This window comes from Klebsiella pasteurii (assembly GCF_018139045.1).
Taxonomy (GTDB): Bacteria; Pseudomonadota; Gammaproteobacteria; order Enterobacterales; family Enterobacteriaceae; genus Klebsiella; species Klebsiella grimontii.
The window spans coordinates 5,047,501-5,063,615 of sequence record NZ_CP073236.1 but is presented as its reverse complement, the minus strand read 5'-3'; the positions used below and the strand labels follow the sequence as shown (position 1 = coordinate 5,063,615).

The window sequence follows — 16,115 nt, the reverse complement described above, 5'->3', positions numbered from 1 at the left end:
TAAAGTTTACCTGTCACCCATCAATGCGGTTTGCGCAAGGCATGCAGGCTGCGCCGTGAGTCCGGCATATTGTCGAGGGAATGGAAGCGTGTCTGAAGGCCTGGCTCAGGAAACGGCACGGGCCAGAACGACGAAAGCCTGAATCATTGCTGATTCAGGCTTCCTGAATAGTGGCGGAACGGACGGGACTCGAACCCGCGACCCCCTGCGTGACAGGCAGGTATTCTAACCGACTGAACTACCGCTCCACTTACTGTTCCCTTGGGAACGAGGCGAATATTACGGATTCCCCTCTACCCCGTCAACGCTTTTTCTTCATTTTTGAATCGCTTGCTGCAAAAATCGCCCATCAGGCTATTTTTAGCGCGTTTACGGGCAAATCAGGCACGCCACAGGCAGCTTCCGCCTTTCTTTTGCACCAGATCGAGCCGCGATTCATGGTTCATCAGCTCTTCATCGGAGGCATAAACCACCCGTAATTTGCTGGCGGCGCGAACAACGCGTTGAATGCCCATTTCTCCGGCCTGCTGCTGACCTTCCCCTTCCATTGAGAAAGCCATCGTCGTCTGGCCGCCGGTCATCATCAAATAGACGTCGGCAAGAATCTGGGCATCGAGCAACGCGCCATGCAGCGTTCGCTTGCTGTTGTCTATTTCATAACGTGAACAGAGGGCATCAAGGCTGTTACGCTTGCCCGGGAACATTTTACGCGCCAGGGCCAGGCTGTCGGTCACCTTACAGAAGGTATCCGTCTTCGGAATTCCGCGATTCAGCTTCGCAAATTCATAATCCATAAAGCCGATATCAAACGATGCGTTATGGATGACCAGCTCCGCCCCGCGGATATAGTCGATGAACTCATCGACCACATCGCCAAACGCGGGCTTATCCATCAGGAATTCGTCCGCAATACCGTGAACGCCAAACGCTTCAGGATCCACCAGCCGGTCCGGCTTTAGATAAACGTGGAAGTTGTTTCCGGTCAGGCGGCGGTTGATCACCTCCACCGCACCGATTTCAATTATCTTGTGCCCTTCATAGTGCGCACCAATCTGATTCATACCGGTGGTTTCGGTATCGAGAACGATCTGTCGCGTAATTGCAGTGCTCATAGCGGTCATTTATGTCAGACTTACCGTTTTACGTATCGATTTCAATTACAGGAAGTCTACCAGAGATGCTCAAACAGGTAGAAATTTTCACCGATGGTTCTTGCCTGGGAAATCCAGGCCCCGGCGGCTACGGTGCGATTTTACGCTATCGCGGGAAAGAAAAAACTTTTAGCGAAGGCTTCAACCTTACGACGAACAACCGCATGGAGATGATGGCCGCCATCGTCGCCCTGGAAGCGCTGAAAGAACATTGTGAAGTGATCCTCAGTACCGACAGCCAGTACGTGCGTCAGGGGATTACGCAGTGGATCCACAACTGGAAAAAACGCGGCTGGAAGACGGCGGACAAGAAACCGGTAAAAAATGTCGATCTCTGGCAGCGCCTGGACGCCGCGCTGGGTCAACACAAGATCAAATGGGAATGGGTTAAAGGCCACGCCGGGCATCCGGAAAACGAACGCTGCGACGAACTGGCGCGCGCGGCGGCATCTAACCCAACCCGGGACGACATCGGTTATCAGGCGGAAAGCTAATTCTGCCCCTTGCGCCACTGACGCGTGGCGCCTACCGCCTGCGGTATCCGTTTTTTTGCTTTGCCCGATTTCATCGGGTTTAGCGTCAACGGGATAGTGCGTTTACGGGCAATAATCAGCTGCAGACATCCCAACGCCGGGAGATGCGTACTGAGCATTTTCCCCCCGTGGCGCGACCAGGGAAGGACCTGATAGCCGCCATAGTGCATAACTTCAAAATTAAGCACCCCCAGCCAGTCCATCTGACGCGTTAAGGTGAACATGCGGCTGTTATAGGGGGGCTTATTGCGTAACACTGGCACCAGCTTACGTAACCCCATCAGGCTCATGGGATTAAAACTGGTTAAAATTATCCAGCCATCGTCGATCAGCACTCTATCCGCTTCCCGTAGCAGTCGATGCGGATCGCTGCACCACGGTAAGGTATGCGCCAGCAGGCAGGCATCAACCGACTTCTCGGCAAAAGGCAAATGCAGCGGATCGGCCTTTACCTGCACAGGATTTCCTTGTAAAGAGACATTCACCTGATGGGAAATCGCGCAGGATTCGGTATTGATTTCCGCGCTCAGATTGCCAATCTTAAGTAAATGAAAGCCATATAATTTAGCGAGCCAGGGCTTCATCTGCCGTTCCAGCGATTCGCGGTAGTATTCGCCCCACGGCATGCTGGACCAGTGCTCTGGCGCTGTAACTGTTTGAGGTATCCTTGCCGGCTTCATCGCAACCTTCCGCTACGCATTAGAGGTAATTTATGAATCTTATCAGTATTCCCGCATTTCAGGACAACTACATCTGGGTTCTTAGTGAAGATAGCGGGCGCTGCCTGATAGTCGACCCGGGCGAAGCCGCTCCAGTGCTCGCCGCCATTGAACAAAACCGCTGGCAGCCGGAAGCTATCCTGTTGACGCATCATCACCACGACCACGTTGGCGGCGTAAAACAACTGCGGGAAAAATTTCCGGCTATAGCGGTTTACGGACCGGCAGAAACCCAGGATAAAGGTACAACCCGCATCGTCAAGGATGGAGAAAGCATCTCTGTTTTGGGCCATGAATTTTCTATTTTTGCCACGCCAGGTCACACTTTAGGACACATCTGTTTCTTCAGCGCACCTTATCTATTTTGTGGCGATACAATGTTTTCCGGCGGCTGCGGTAGACTGTTCGAAGGGACTGCAGAGCAGATGTATCAATCATTTAAGAAGATTAACGCCCTCCCTGATGAAACATTAATATGTTGCGCACATGAGTACACTTTAGCAAATATGAAGTTTGCAATGAGCATCCTTCCCCATGATAGGGATATAAATGATTACTATCACAAAGTTAATGAGTTACGTGCAAAAAACCAAAAAACACTCCCCGTAATTCTGAAAAATGAGCGGCGTATAAATTTATTTCTGCGTACAGATGATGCTGATTTAATTAAAGAAATTAGCAAAGAAACAAATTTGCAACACTCTGCTCAGCGATTTGCATGGTTAAGGTCAAAGAAAGACGACTTCTGATATTTAATTCTTGTCTTCAGCCGACTTCACCGTTATCCTTGCTCGTCTTTTAAGCAACTATTGACACACACATGAAGGCACGAGCGATTTTACTCGCCTCTGTCCTGCTGGTGGGGTGCCAGGCGTCTAAGAACGATGGCACCGTACAACAGCACGCACAGAGCCTTTCTGCAGCGAGTCAAGGGGAAGCAAGCAAGTTCACAAGTCGAGCGCGCTGGTTAGATGATGGAACCTTCTACGCGCAAGACCAGGATCTGTGGACTTCGATAGGCGACGAGCTAAAGATGGGAATTCCGGAAAACATCCGGATTCGCGAACAAAAACAGAAGTACTTAAGAAATAAGAGCTATCTCCACGATGTAACTTTACGGGCAGAGCCGTATATGTACTGGATAGCCGGGCAAGTTAAAAAACGTAACATGCCAATGGAGCTGGTATTACTACCCATAGTGGAGAGCGCTTTTGACCCGCATGCAACGTCTGGCGCCAATGCCGCAGGCATTTGGCAGATCATTCCGAGCACAGGGCGCAATTATGGTTTGAAACAGACCCGCAGTTACGATGCGCGTCGTGATATCGTTGCCTCAACCACGGCAGCGTTAAACATGATGCAACGTCTGAACAAAATGTTCGACGGCGACTGGTTGTTAACCGTCGCAGCATATAACAGTGGCGAAGGCCGGGTAATGAAGGCTATCAAAGCGAACAAATCACGGGGTAAACCCACCGATTTCTGGTCGCTGTCATTACCGCAGGAAACCAAAATATACGTACCAAAAATGCTGGCCCTGAGCGATATACTCAAGAACAGCAAGCGGTATGGCGTAAGGCTGCCGACGGCAGACGAAAGCCGTGCCCTGGCGCGTGTACGCCTCGACAGTCCGGTTGAGATTTCACAGTTGGCGGATATGGCAGGAATGCCCGTCAGCAAGTTGAAAACGTTCAATGCCGGCGTGAAGGGGTCGACTCTGGGTGCAAACGGCCCCAATTACGTACTGGTACCGCAGAAGCATGCGGCGCAGTTGCGTGAATCTTTGGCCTCAGGTGATATTGCCGCCGTGCAGCCGACGCTGCTGGCTGACAACAAGCCGTTGACCAGCCGCAGCTACCAGGTGCGCTCCGGTGACACCATCTCCGGCATTGCATCGCGTCTCGGCGTATCAACGAAAGATCTGCAGCAGTGGAACGGTCTTCGCGGTTCTAACCTGAAGGTCGGTCAGAATCTGGTGATTGGCGCAGGCAGCAGCGCGGAACGTCTGGCGAACAATAGCGATAGCATTACCTATCGCGTACGTAAAGGCGACTCTCTGTCGAGCATTGCGAAACGTCATGGCGTGAACATCCGCGATGTGATGCGCTGGAACAGCGATACCGGCAACCTGAAACCTGGCGATCAGCTGACACTGTTTGTGAAAAACAGCGACAGACCAGAATCCTGATGATTCAGCAGGCATTAAAAAAGGCACCCATGCGGTGCCTTTTGTTTTATCTCTGCGTTAGATGGCCTTATGGGCCTCAAACATAATCGTATCGCTGGTGAAAGAACCATCCTGCTGCAAGGCAAAATAGGCTTTGACCTCCGCCGATGCGCTCTCCTGGTATAAACGAATCGCTTCCGTCAGCGCCGCTGGCGTCCGCATCCGCGCGACCCAGGAGCTGAACTCCAGAGGCAGGCGATCGGTCAGCAGATGATTTATCACCAAACCGGCCTCACTCGCCATTGTCAGCCATTCGCCGCTGGAGTAGTTGCGAACATGGGAGGTATCGCGCAGCGCCTCAACCGTCTGCAGCCAGACGTCGCGAACAGGGTGACCGGGAGACATCACATCCATAATAATCATCACTCCGCCCGGTTTCAGCACCCGCTTCACTTCACGCAATGCCTGGCCAACATCATGCCAATGATGCGCAGAATAACGGCTGATCGCGACATCAAAGCTGGCATCAGCGAAAGGCAAAGATTCGGCATAGCCCTGCTGCGTGGCAATATTAGTAAAACCTTTATCCCTTGCGGCCTGAGCCACCACCTCCAGCATCTGGCTGGATAAATCATATGCCGTTACCTGGGCAACCTGCCCTGCCGCCGCAAAGCTGGCGTGTCCGGCACCGCATCCCATATCCAGCACGTGGGCCTGAGGGAAGTCCGCCAGCCGTTCGGCCAGTCGCTGCAGATCGCGCCCTGAAGCGTGTACGGCACTGCTCAGGTAGGCGCTGGCCTGTGAGCCAAACTGTTTTTCAACGTTGTCATGATGAGAGCGTGTTGTCATTGCATTGTCCTTCGGTTTTTTTTGAGTAATAAAGGCAGCACCATGCATACGCAGGCCTGCCCCATGGCAGGCCTGATGTACCTTAATTAATCAGGCTTGCCGGGACTGAATTCGACTAGTAGAGGGTTGTGATCGGAGGCGCGGGTCACCAGCACGGAAGCATCGTGCACGCTTAACCCCCGATAAAACACAAAATCAAGCGGACGACCAAAAGTGCGGCGGCGCTGATCGTCAGAGAAGCGGACTTCGCGCAGCGACATTTCACGCGCAAAGCGATACAAAGCGTTCATTCGCGGACGGCTCCAGGCGTTAAAGTCGCCCGCCATTATCACCGGCCCGCTGTGATGGGCGATCTGGTCGCCAATCGGCAGCAACTGTTTGCTGTAGACATCAACGCCAAGACTAAAATTGACCGCGTGGATATTCACCACCATCAGCAGACGGGAATCCGGTAACGGGTAAACGGTGACCAACGCTGACTTTGCCAGCCGCAGGATAGGCTCTCGTTCGCGCAGAGGGCAGCAGTAAATGGGATGCGCGGAAGCTAACGTCATGACCCCGGAAGGATGTTGCGGGAGCACCAGAGCAGGAACCTGGTCCGCGGCCAGATAGTTGGACGTGGCGAATTTCACTAACTCAGGCGTGGTTTGCGCTTCCTGCAATAACACCAGGTGAGCATCTTTACCGAAATTATTAAGCACGGATTTCCACTCGGCGCGCTGTTGTTTGAAGATGTTCCACACCAGAACGCGGATTTTCTCATCCGAGCTTAACGGTACCCCGGCCGGAAATGCCGGAGTCATACCAGCAAACGACCCCGGAGGTAAGATTCTCTCCGCGGGTTGTCCGGCGACATAGCGCATGGCATAGGTATTCTTTCGCAATTTAGGCATCAAACCTCGATAACAGGAAACCAGCCCGACTGCAGCTGGTTCTTCTGTTATAGGGATTTTTGTATACACTTTCAATGCAATTTGCCAGAAACCTTTATCCTTCTACGGAAAGAGCCTTAGCACGGCGCCGAGGCCTATCGAGCCGCCCGCTGAGAACCACCAGTAACAGCGCGACCAGAACAATCAGCGCGCCAATCCACGGCGTCTGAGTCAGACCATAATGCTCTACCGTCTGACCGCCAATCACCGATCCTAAGGCAATCCCAATATTGAAGGCGGCAATATTCAGGCCGGAAGCAACGTCAACCGCGCCAGGGGTATACTGCTCCGCTTTCTGCACCACGTACACCTGCAGGCCCGGAACGTTACCAAAAGCAAAGATGCCCATCACCAATACCGTCGCCAGCGCCGCATACTGCAAACTGGCCGTAAATTGAAAGATCAGAAGTAAAGCAACTAACGCGGCAAAAATCAGCTTCAGCGCAGGCACGGCGCCGTGTTTATCCGCCAGCTTTCCGCCCCATACGTTGCCCACCGCCACAGAAACACCGTAACCCAGGAGGATCCAGCTAACGGCCGCCGGGCTAAATCCGGCAAGATCCTGCATCATCGGCGCCAGGAAGGTAAAAGCGGTAAATACGCCGCCATATCCCAAAGCAGTAATGGCGTAGATAATCAGTAAACGAGGATGGGTCAGAACCTGCAGCTGGGCGCGCAATCCCGCGCTGATGCGTCCAGGAATATTATTCGGCACCAGAATAAGGCTGCTCATTAACGCGATGACGCCAAGGATCGACACGGCGAGGAACGTCTCACGCCAGCCAAAGTGTTGGCCGATAAAGGTACCTAAAGGCACGCCGGTCACTAGCGCAACGGTCAGACCGCCAAACATAATCGCAATCGCCGAAGCCGCTTTCTCTTTCGGTACCAGGCTGGTCGCAATTGTCGAGCCGATCGAAAAGAATACCCCATGCGCCAGCCCCGTCAGCAGGCGCGCCAGAACCAGAGTTTCATAACCTGGCGCCTGCCAGGCCAGCAGGTTACCGGCGGTAAACAGCGCCATTAACGCCAGCAGCAGTTGCTTACGCGGCATCCGCCCGGTCAGCGCGGTGAGCACCGGGGCGCCGATCGCCACGCCAAGTGCATAGATAGAAACCAGCAGCCCCGCAGAGGGAAGCGAAATAGCAAGTTGTTCTGCAATGGTGGGCACCAGGCCCACGATGACAAATTCGGTCGTGCCAATAGCAAAGGCACCGATAGTTAAGGCAAGTAGCGCCAGCGGCATAATGTACTCCGTATCAACATGATTAAGATGACACGTAGTATGAAGAGGTGTTTTAATAACAAAAATAGCCAAAGTATCAATAGAATTTTGCCACAGGTGCAATAATGAGAGCTACCTCAGAAGAAATCGCCATTTTTGTCGCCGTGGTTGAGAGCGGCAGCTTTAGTCGCGCAGCCGAACAACTAGGTCAGGCTAATTCCGCCGTCAGCCGGGCGGTGAAAAAGCTCGAATCAAAGCTCGGCGTGAGCCTGCTTAATCGTACGACCCGTCAGCTAAGCCTGACCGAAGAGGGGGAGCGTTATTTCCGTCGCATGCAGGTTGTGCTTCAGGAAATGGCCGCAGCCGAGAATGAGCTTCTGGAGAGCCGCACGACGCCAAGAGGCCTGTTACGTGTTGATGCCGCAACGCCGGTGATACTGCATTTCCTGATGCCTTTGATAAGACCTTTTCGCGAGCGCTACCCGGAGATGAACCTTACGCTGGTCTCGTCAGAAACCTTTATCAATCTGATCGAGCGGAAAGTCGATGTCGCGATCCGCGCCGGCACGCTGACCGACTCCAGCCTGCGCGCCAGGCCATTGTTTAATAGCTACCGCAAAATTATTGCTTCACCGGACTATCTTGCTCGCCATGGAACGCCGCAAAGCGTCGCTGAGCTAAAACATCATCAGTGTCTGGGCTTTAGCGAACCCGTTTCATTGAATACATGGCCAATCTCCTGCTGCGATGGTCAGCTGCTTGAAATCGAAAGCGAGATATCTTCCAATAGCGGAGAAACGCTTAAGCAGCTATGCCTGGCCGGTAACGGAATCGCCTGTCTGTCGGACTATATGGTGGATAAGGAGCTTGCTGAAGGGGCGTTTGTCGAGCTGCTGGCTGACAAACGGTTGCCGATTGAAATGCCGTTTAGTGCGGTTTACTACAGCGACAGGGCCGTAAGCACGCGGATCAGAGCCTTTATCGACTTTCTTAGCGAACATGTAAAACAGCTCCCGAAGGAGCTGTAACAGGGTTGTAGAGTAACGATGGGGATTAAATTAGTCCCATTCAGGCGCCAGACCGTCCGGACTAACCAGACGATCGTTGCAGTCCAGCGCGGCGATCGTCTGGCGATCGTCTTCATCCAGCTGCAGATCCTGAGCTTTAAGATTGCTTGCCAGATTTTCGCGCTTAGTCGAAGATGGGATTACCGCATAACCTTCGCCCATTGCCCAGGCCAGGATAACCTGTGCCGACGTAGCATCGTATTTTGCCGCGATACGTGCGATCGCTTCATCTTTCAGCGCCTTACCGTAGGCCAGCGTCATATAAGAGGTGATGTGGATGCCGTGTTCACGTGCCCAATCAACCACTTTACGGTTCTGCAGATACGGGGAAAGTTCAATCTGGTTGGTCGCGATGTTCTCCGCGCCAACGGCAGCAATTGCGCGCTCCATCAGCGGAATTGTGAAGTTAGAGATACCAATCTGCCGGGTTAGCCCCTGTTTTTTCGCTTCCAGCACCGCGGCCATAAACTCTTCAACCGCAACGGCATCGTTTGGCGACGGCCAGTGGATTAACGTCAGGTCGACATAGTCAGTACGCAGCTTCTGCAGACTCTCTTTCAGGCTGGCGATCAGCTTCTCTTTGTTGAGATTCTCAATCCAGATCTTGGTGGTGATGAACAGTTCATCGCGCGCAACGCCGCTTTCTGCAATCGCCTGGCCCACAGCAGCTTCATTATCATAGATTTGCGCGGTATCAATGGTGCGATAGCCCAGTTCAAGCGCCGTTTTTACAGATGCAATAACCACGTCATCTTTCAGACGGAAGGTCCCAAGACCAAATGCAGGGATTGTCATGACTTTCCTCTTTATTCATTCATATCAGTTAACGAGAACAATTATGACCAACGAGAAGATTGAGAAAAAGAGTGCTAAATGCAGAGGATTTTTGCTAAAAAAGCAATAATTAAACGACAGATAAAGAAAAAGCCCTGAGCAAATGCTCAGGGCTTTTAATAAGTGGCGGAACGGACGGGACTCGAACCCGCGACCCCCTGCGTGACAGGCAGGTATTCTAACCGACTGAACTACCGCTCCACCGAATACTTCTGTAACCACCGGATTAATGCACCGGCTTACTACTTAATTTGATGCCTGGCAGTTCCCTACTCTCACATGGGGAGACCCCACACTACCATCGGCGCTACGGCGTTTCACTTCTGAGTTCGGCATGGGGTCAGGTGGGACCACCGCGCTATCGCCGCCAGGCAAATTCTTTGTGCTCAGTACGCAATTCTTTATCGCATCTGCCGCGTTGCCCGCGCTCGTAAAGTCAGTCACATACTTCAGTATGCTCCTTCCTTTCCTTCGCTTGTCGCCTTGCTGCTGCGCAAATTATTGCGTACTCAACTCTGAATCAATGCTGAAATTGTTGTCTTCTCAAATCCGCCAAAACATCTTCGGCGTTGTAAGGTTAAGCCTCACGGTTCATTAGTACCGGTTAGCTCAACGCATCGCTGCGCTTACACACCCGGCCTATCAACGTCGTCGTCTTCAACGTTCCTTCAGGACCCTTAAAGGGTCAGGGAGAACTCATCTCGGGGCAAGTTTCGTACTTAGATGCTTTCAGCACTTATCTCTTCCGCATTTAGCTACCGGGCAATGCCATTGGCATGACAACCCGAACACCAGTGATGCGTCCACTCCGGTCCTCTCGTACTAGGAGCAGCCCCCCTCAATTCTCCAGCGCCCACGGCAGATAGGGACCGAACTGTCTCACGACGTTCTAAACCCAGCTCGCGTACCACTTTAAATGGCGAACAGCCATACCCTTGGGACCTACTTCAGCCCCAGGATGTGATGAGCCGACATCGAGGTGCCAAACACCGCCGTCGATATGAACTCTTGGGCGGTATCAGCCTGTTATCCCCGGAGTACCTTTTATCCGTTGAGCGATGGCCCTTCCATTCAGAACCACCGGATCACTATGACCTGCTTTCGCACCTGCTCGCGCCGTCACGCTCGCAGTCAAGCCAGCTTATGCCATTGCACTAACCTCCTGATGTCCGACCAGGATTAGCTGACCTTCGTGCTCCTCCGTTACTCTTTAGGAGGAGACCGCCCCAGTCAAACTACCCACCAGACACTGTCCGCAACCCGGATTACGGGCCCACGTTAGAACACCAGCCATTAAAGGGTGGTATTTCAAGGATGGCTCCATGCAGACTGGCGTCCACACTTCAAAGCCTCCCACCTATCCTACACATCAAGGACCAGTGTTCAGTGTCAAGCTATAGTAAAGGTTCACGGGGTCTTTCCGTCTTGCCGCGGGTACACTGCATCTTCACAGCGAGTTCAATTTCACTGAGTCTCGGGTGGAGACAGCCTGGCCATCATTACGCCATTCGTGCAGGTCGGAACTTACCCGACAAGGAATTTCGCTACCTTAGGACCGTTATAGTTACGGCCGCCGTTTACCGGGGCTTCGATCAAGAGCTTCTCCTTACGGATAACCCCATCAATTAACCTTCCGGCACCGGGCAGGCGTCACACCGTATACGTCCACTTTCGTGTTTGCACAGTGCTGTGTTTTTAATAAACAGTTGCAGCCAGCTGGTATCTTCGACTGATTTCAGCTCCATGAGTAAATCACTTCACCTACATATCAGCGTGCCTTCTCCCGAAGTTACGGCACCATTTTGCCTAGTTCCTTCACCCGAGTTCTCTCAAGCGCCTTGGTATTCTCTACCTGACCACCTGTGTCGGTTTGGGGTACGATTTGATGTTACCTGATGCTTAGAGGCTTTTCCTGGAAGCAGGGCATTTGTCACTTCAGCACCGTAGTGCCTCGTCATCACGCCTCAGTGTTAAAGTGAACCGGATTTACCTGGAACACACACCTACACGCTTAAACCGGGACAACCGTCGCCCGGCCAACATAGCCTTCTCCGTCCCCCCTTCGCAGTAACACCAAGTACAGGAATATTAACCTGTTTCCCATCGACTACGCCTTTCGGCCTCGCCTTAGGGGTCGACTCACCCTGCCCCGATTAACGTTGGACAGGAACCCTTGGTCTTCCGGCGTGCGGGTTTTTCACCCGCATTATCGTTACTTATGTCAGCATTCGCACTTCTGATACCTCCAGCAACCCTCACAGGCCACCTTCAACGGCTTACAGAACGCTCCCCTACCCAACAACGCATAAGCGTCGCTGCCGCAGCTTCGGTGCATGGTTTAGCCCCGTTACATCTTCCGCGCAGGCCGACTCGACCAGTGAGCTATTACGCTTTCTTTAAATGATGGCTGCTTCTAAGCCAACATCCTGGCTGTCTGGGCCTTCCCACATCGTTTCCCACTTAACCATGACTTTGGGACCTTAGCTGGCGGTCTGGGTTGTTTCCCTCTTCACGACGGACGTTAGCACCCGCCGTGTGTCTCCCGTGATAACATTCTTCGGTATTCGTAGTTTGCATCGGGTTGGTAAGTCGGGATGACCCCCTAGCCGAAACAGTGCTCTACCCCCGAAGATGAGTTCACGAGGCGCTACCTAAATAGCTTTCGGGGAGAACCAGCTATCTCCCGGTTTGATTGGCCTTTCACCCCCAGCCACAAGTCATCCGCTAATTTTTCAACATTAGTCGGTTCGGTCCTCCAGTTAGTGTTACCCAACCTTCAACCTGCCCATGGCTAGATCACCGGGTTTCGGGTCTATACCCTGCAACTTAACGCCCAGTTAAGACTCGGTTTCCCTGCGGCTCCCCTATACGGTTAACCTTGCTACAGAATATAAGTCGCTGACCCATTATACAAAAGGTACGCAGTCACCCAACAAGTGGGCTCCTACTGCTTGTACGTACACGGTTTCAGGTTCTTTTTCACTCCCCTCGCCGGGGTTCTTTTCGCCTTTCCCTCACGGTACTGGTTCACTATCGGTCAGTCAGGAGTATTTAGCCTTGGAGGATGGTCCCCCCATATTCAGACAGGATACCACGTGTCCCGCCCTACTCTTCGAGTTCACAACCTGTGTGTTTTAGTGTACGGGAGTATCACCCTGTACCCTGCGACTTTCCAGACGCTTCCACTAACACACAAGCTGATTCAGACTCCGGGCTGCTCCCCGTTCGCTCGCCGCTACTGGGGGAATCTCGGTTGATTTCTTTTCCTCGGGGTACTTAGATGTTTCAGTTCCCCCGGTTCGCCTCGTTTGACTATGTATTCATCAAACGATAGTGCAACGAATTGCACTGGGTTTCCCCATTCGGACATCGCCGGCTGTAACGGTTCATATCACCTTACCGACGCTTTTCGCAGATTAGCACGTCCTTCATCGCCTCTGACTGCCAGGGCATCCACCGTGTACGCTTAGTCGCTTAACCTCACAACCCGAAGATGTTTCGTAAAACATCATCGTGTCGCGAAAATTTGAGAGACTCGAACACACATTAACTGTGTGTCTTTTCAATTTTCAGCTTGATCCAGATTTTTAAAGAGCAAAACTTCGCAGTGAACCTTTTCAGGTACACTCTGAAGTTTTCTTGTGGTGTGCAGTAAAGATGGTGGAGCTATGCGGGATCGAACCGCAGACCTCCTGCGTGCAAAGCAGGCGCTCTCCCAGCTGAGCTATAGCCCCATCGTAGTTAAATCTCATCAACCTTAATTTCTGTTGAGGCAAGGCGGGATGACACGAAGCATACTTAAAGTATGTGAGTGTCGCCGCAACGCAGCATCAGCAGAAATTTGGTAGGCCTGAGTGGACTTGAACCACCGACCTCACCCTTATCAGGGGTGCGCTCTAACCACCTGAGCTACAAGCCTGCAGAGATTTTCTTACTGCTTATTTTTCATCAGACAATCTGTGTGAGCACTACAAAGGCAGGTTCTTTAAGGTAAGGAGGTGATCCAACCGCAGGTTCCCCTACGGTTACCTTGTTACGACTTCACCCCAGTCATGAATCACAAAGTGGTAAGCGCCCTCCCGAAGGTTAAGCTACCTACTTCTTTTGCAACCCACTCCCATGGTGTGACGGGCGGTGTGTACAAGGCCCGGGAACGTATTCACCGTGGCATTCTGATCCACGATTACTAGCGATTCCGACTTCATGGAGTCGAGTTGCAGACTCCAATCCGGACTACGACATACTTTATGAGGTCCGCTTGCTCTCGCGAGGTCGCTTCTCTTTGTATATGCCATTGTAGCACGTGTGTAGCCCTACTCGTAAGGGCCATGATGACTTGACGTCATCCCCACCTTCCTCCAGTTTATCACTGGCAGTCTCCTTTGAGTTCCCGGCCGGACCGCTGGCAACAAAGGATAAGGGTTGCGCTCGTTGCGGGACTTAACCCAACATTTCACAACACGAGCTGACGACAGCCATGCAGCACCTGTCTCAGAGTTCCCGAAGGCACCAAAGCATCTCTGCTAAGTTCTCTGGATGTCAAGAGTAGGTAAGGTTCTTCGCGTTGCATCGAATTAAACCACATGCTCCACCGCTTGTGCGGGCCCCCGTCAATTCATTTGAGTTTTAACCTTGCGGCCGTACTCCCCAGGCGGTCGACTTAACGCGTTAGCTCCGGAAGCCACTCCTCAAGGGAACAACCTCCAAGTCGACATCGTTTACAGCGTGGACTACCAGGGTATCTAATCCTGTTTGCTCCCCACGCTTTCGCACCTGAGCGTCAGTCTTTGTCCAGGGGGCCGCCTTCGCCACCGGTATTCCTCCAGATCTCTACGCATTTCACCGCTACACCTGGAATTCTACCCCCCTCTACAAGACTCCAGCCTGCCAGTTTCGAATGCAGTTCCCAGGTTGAGCCCGGGGATTTCACATCCGACTTGACAGACCGCCTGCGTGCGCTTTACGCCCAGTAATTCCGATTAACGCTTGCACCCTCCGTATTACCGCGGCTGCTGGCACGGAGTTAGCCGGTGCTTCTTCTGCGGGTAACGTCAATTGCTGAGGTTATTAACCTCAACACCTTCCTCCCCGCTGAAAGTACTTTACAACCCGAAGGCCTTCTTCATACACGCGGCATGGCTGCATCAGGCTTGCGCCCATTGTGCAATATTCCCCACTGCTGCCTCCCGTAGGAGTCTGGACCGTGTCTCAGTTCCAGTGTGGCTGGTCATCCTCTCAGACCAGCTAGGGATCGTCGCCTAGGTGAGCCGTTACCCCACCTACTAGCTAATCCCATCTGGGCACATCTGATGGCAAGAGGCCCGAAGGTCCCCCTCTTTGGTCTTGCGACGTTATGCGGTATTAGCTACCGTTTCCAGTAGTTATCCCCCTCCATCAGGCAGTTTCCCAGACATTACTCACCCGTCCGCCACTCGTCACCCGAGAGCAAGCTCTCTGTGCTACCGTTCGACTTGCATGTGTTAGGCCTGCCGCCAGCGTTCAATCTGAGCCATGATCAAACTCTTCAATTTAAGTTTGATGCTCGTAGAATTAAACTTCGTAATGAATTACGTGTTCACTCTTTGAGACTTGGTATTCATTTTTCGTCCGAGGACGTTAAGAATCCATGTCACTTTGAGTGCCCACACAGATTGTCTGATAAATTGTTAAAGAGCAGTGCAACGCGGCTTTCGCTCACCGTTGCGAGGTGGCGTATATTACGCTTTCCTCTTTCAGAGTCAACCCGTTATTTCAGGATTTTTTCTCTTCAACCGACCGGGCTGTTTGTGTGAAGTGATTCACATCTGCCGTGTCAGTGGGAGCGCATTATAGGGAGTTATTCGGCGCTGACAAGCGGTAAAATACAATTTTATTTCAACCGCTCATCTTTTATACATAACGCTTATTTTCGCTGCTTTTTGATAGCATCCGGCAGGTCCGCCAGGCTATTAAGCACCCAATCCGCGGCGCTTTCCGCTTCAGGAGTGACTGGCTTGCCGGTACGCACTAATACTTTCATGCCGACATTGGCAGCCAAAGCTGCCTGCATATCTTCGACTTTATCGCCGACCATATAGGAAGCAGCCATATCAATATGCAGATAGTCACGCGCCGAGATCAGCATACCCGGGTGGGGCTTACGGCAGTCGCAGGTCTGGCGAAACTCTTCGACGGTTCCCTGCGGGTGGTGCGGACAATAATAGATGCCATCCAGGTCAACGCCGCGATCGGCCAGCGACCAGTCCATCCACTCGGTCAGCGTTTCAAACTGCTCTTCAGTAAACTTACCGCGGGCGATGCCGGACTGGTTGGTCACCACCACCAGCGCGTAGCCCATCTCCTTTAATTGACGCATTGCGTCAATAACGCCATCGATAAATTCAAAGTTGTCGATTTCATGGACGTAGCCGTGATCGACATTAATCGTGCCATCACGGTCAAGAAAAATTGCGGGTACTGATATTGCCACCGGTCTGCTCCTGATAAAGGCTAATGCGCGTAGTATCGCATGTTTCCCGACGCAAGAAAGTGCTCATTATACAGAGTCAGATTGATTTAGACGTCTGGATGCCTTAACATCCATTTCATTGACAGGCATCGCCTGGACACGGCAGAAGAAAATGCCACGGCAAACGGCT

11 protein-coding genes, 4 tRNA genes and 3 rRNA genes are annotated in these 16,115 nt (G+C 52.4%); 4 read left to right on the top strand and 14 right to left on the bottom strand.

Going from position 1 to position 16,115, the window contains the following annotated elements; all coding sequences use genetic code 11:
- Positions 1-171: 171 nt before the first annotated feature.
- Both KCG39_RS23715 and dnaQ read right to left on the bottom strand, forming a co-directional pair.
- Positions 172-248, bottom strand: a tRNA-Asp gene (locus KCG39_RS23715).
- A 132-nt stretch (positions 249-380) separates the two neighbouring features.
- Complete coding sequence (gene dnaQ / locus KCG39_RS23710; protein WP_004133854.1) at positions 381-1,112, bottom strand: DNA polymerase III subunit epsilon; 732 nt, start codon at positions 1,110-1,112, stop codon at positions 381-383.
- Positions 1,113-1,177: 65 nt separating this feature from the next.
- On the opposite strand from dnaQ, the gene rnhA reads away from it, so the two are divergent.
- The gene (rnhA, locus tag KCG39_RS23705; protein ID WP_004129160.1) at positions 1,178-1,645 is read left to right on the top strand and encodes a ribonuclease HI; all 468 of its coding nucleotides are present in this window, start codon (positions 1,178-1,180) and stop codon (positions 1,643-1,645) included.
- Here rnhA and KCG39_RS23700 read toward each other — a convergent pair.
- A complete protein-coding gene (locus tag KCG39_RS23700) occupies positions 1,642-2,364 on the bottom strand; it encodes a class I SAM-dependent methyltransferase (protein ID WP_004129158.1) in 723 nt (240 codons plus the stop codon). The genes rnhA and KCG39_RS23700 overlap by 4 nt on opposite strands.
- A gap of 32 nt (positions 2,365-2,396) precedes the next feature.
- On the opposite strand from KCG39_RS23700, the gene gloB reads away from it, so the two are divergent.
- The gene (gloB, locus tag KCG39_RS23695) at positions 2,397-3,152 is read left to right on the top strand and encodes a hydroxyacylglutathione hydrolase (protein WP_142467956.1); all 756 of its coding nucleotides are present in this window, start codon (positions 2,397-2,399) and stop codon (positions 3,150-3,152) included.
- A 71-nt stretch (positions 3,153-3,223) separates the two neighbouring features.
- Positions 3,224-4,591, top strand: a complete 1,368-nt coding sequence (mltD, locus tag KCG39_RS23690) for a murein transglycosylase D (RefSeq protein ID WP_142467957.1) — start codon at positions 3,224-3,226, stop codon at positions 4,589-4,591.
- Positions 4,592-4,648: 57 nt separating this feature from the next.
- Here the strand turns inward: mltD and KCG39_RS23685 are convergent, their stop codons facing one another.
- The 3 genes from KCG39_RS23685 to KCG39_RS23675 form a co-directional block, all read right to left on the bottom strand.
- The gene (locus KCG39_RS23685) at positions 4,649-5,419 is read right to left on the bottom strand and encodes a class I SAM-dependent methyltransferase (RefSeq protein WP_004129155.1); all 771 of its coding nucleotides are present in this window, start codon (positions 5,417-5,419) and stop codon (positions 4,649-4,651) included.
- An 86-nt stretch (positions 5,420-5,505) separates the two neighbouring features.
- Positions 5,506-6,303 carry an endonuclease/exonuclease/phosphatase family protein gene (locus KCG39_RS23680; RefSeq protein ID WP_024359141.1) on the bottom strand — a complete coding sequence of 266 codons (798 nt, stop codon included), beginning with the start codon at positions 6,301-6,303 and terminating at the stop codon, positions 5,506-5,508.
- Positions 6,304-6,406: 103 nt separating this feature from the next.
- The gene (locus KCG39_RS23675; protein WP_004129154.1) at positions 6,407-7,597 is read right to left on the bottom strand and encodes an MFS transporter; all 1,191 of its coding nucleotides are present in this window, start codon (positions 7,595-7,597) and stop codon (positions 6,407-6,409) included.
- A 104-nt stretch (positions 7,598-7,701) separates the two neighbouring features.
- Between KCG39_RS23675 and yafC the strand changes: the two genes are divergently transcribed.
- A complete protein-coding gene (yafC, locus tag KCG39_RS23670) occupies positions 7,702-8,604 on the top strand; it encodes a DNA-binding transcriptional regulator YafC (protein ID WP_004129153.1) in 903 nt (300 codons plus the stop codon).
- A 30-nt stretch (positions 8,605-8,634) separates the two neighbouring features.
- Here the strand turns inward: yafC and dkgB are convergent, their stop codons facing one another.
- The 8 genes from dkgB to gmhB all read right to left on the bottom strand — a co-directional run bounded on the left by dkgB (position 8,635) and on the right by gmhB (position 15,946).
- A complete protein-coding gene (dkgB, locus tag KCG39_RS23665; RefSeq protein WP_142446309.1) occupies positions 8,635-9,438 on the bottom strand; it encodes a 2,5-didehydrogluconate reductase DkgB in 804 nt (267 codons plus the stop codon).
- A gap of 163 nt (positions 9,439-9,601) precedes the next feature.
- Positions 9,602-9,678: transfer RNA gene (locus KCG39_RS23660), tRNA-Asp, on the bottom strand.
- Positions 9,679-9,733: 55 nt separating this feature from the next.
- A 5S ribosomal RNA gene (gene rrf / locus KCG39_RS23655) occupies positions 9,734-9,849 on the bottom strand.
- A gap of 201 nt (positions 9,850-10,050) precedes the next feature.
- A 23S ribosomal RNA gene (locus KCG39_RS23650) occupies positions 10,051-12,957 on the bottom strand.
- Positions 12,958-13,135: 178 nt separating this feature from the next.
- Positions 13,136-13,211: transfer RNA gene (locus KCG39_RS23645), tRNA-Ala, on the bottom strand.
- A 108-nt stretch (positions 13,212-13,319) separates the two neighbouring features.
- Positions 13,320-13,396: transfer RNA gene (locus KCG39_RS23640), tRNA-Ile, on the bottom strand.
- A gap of 72 nt (positions 13,397-13,468) precedes the next feature.
- A 16S ribosomal RNA gene (locus tag KCG39_RS23635) occupies positions 13,469-15,008 on the bottom strand.
- Together the 16S, 23S and 5S rRNA genes with 3 tRNA genes alongside form the textbook arrangement of a ribosomal RNA operon.
- A gap of 371 nt (positions 15,009-15,379) precedes the next feature.
- Positions 15,380-15,946, bottom strand: a complete 567-nt coding sequence (gmhB, locus tag KCG39_RS23630) for a D-glycero-beta-D-manno-heptose 1,7-bisphosphate 7-phosphatase (protein WP_004129150.1) — start codon at positions 15,944-15,946, stop codon at positions 15,380-15,382.
- Positions 15,947-16,115 lie beyond the last annotated feature (169 nt).

Bases quoted from the DNA above. Each gene is read 5' to 3' on its own strand.
- dkgB (WP_142446309.1), bottom strand. From the start codon at position 9,438: ATGACAATCCCTGCATTTGGTCTTGGGACCTTCCGTCTGAAAGATGAC.
- gloB (WP_142467956.1), top strand. From the start codon at position 2,397: ATGAATCTTATCAGTATTCCCGCATTTCAGGACAACTACATCTGGGTT.
- yafC (WP_004129153.1), top strand. From the start codon at position 7,702: ATGAGAGCTACCTCAGAAGAAATCGCCATTTTTGTCGCCGTGGTTGAG.
- rnhA (WP_004129160.1), top strand. From the start codon at position 1,178: ATGCTCAAACAGGTAGAAATTTTCACCGATGGTTCTTGCCTGGGAAAT.
- KCG39_RS23675 (WP_004129154.1), bottom strand. From the start codon at position 7,597: ATGCCGCTGGCGCTACTTGCCTTAACTATCGGTGCCTTTGCTATTGGC.
- KCG39_RS23700 (WP_004129158.1), bottom strand. From the start codon at position 2,364: ATGAAGCCGGCAAGGATACCTCAAACAGTTACAGCGCCAGAGCACTGG.
- mltD (WP_142467957.1), top strand. From the start codon at position 3,224: ATGAAGGCACGAGCGATTTTACTCGCCTCTGTCCTGCTGGTGGGGTGC.
- dnaQ (WP_004133854.1), bottom strand. From the start codon at position 1,112: ATGAGCACTGCAATTACGCGACAGATCGTTCTCGATACCGAAACCACC.
- KCG39_RS23685 (WP_004129155.1), bottom strand. From the start codon at position 5,419: ATGACAACACGCTCTCATCATGACAACGTTGAAAAACAGTTTGGCTCA.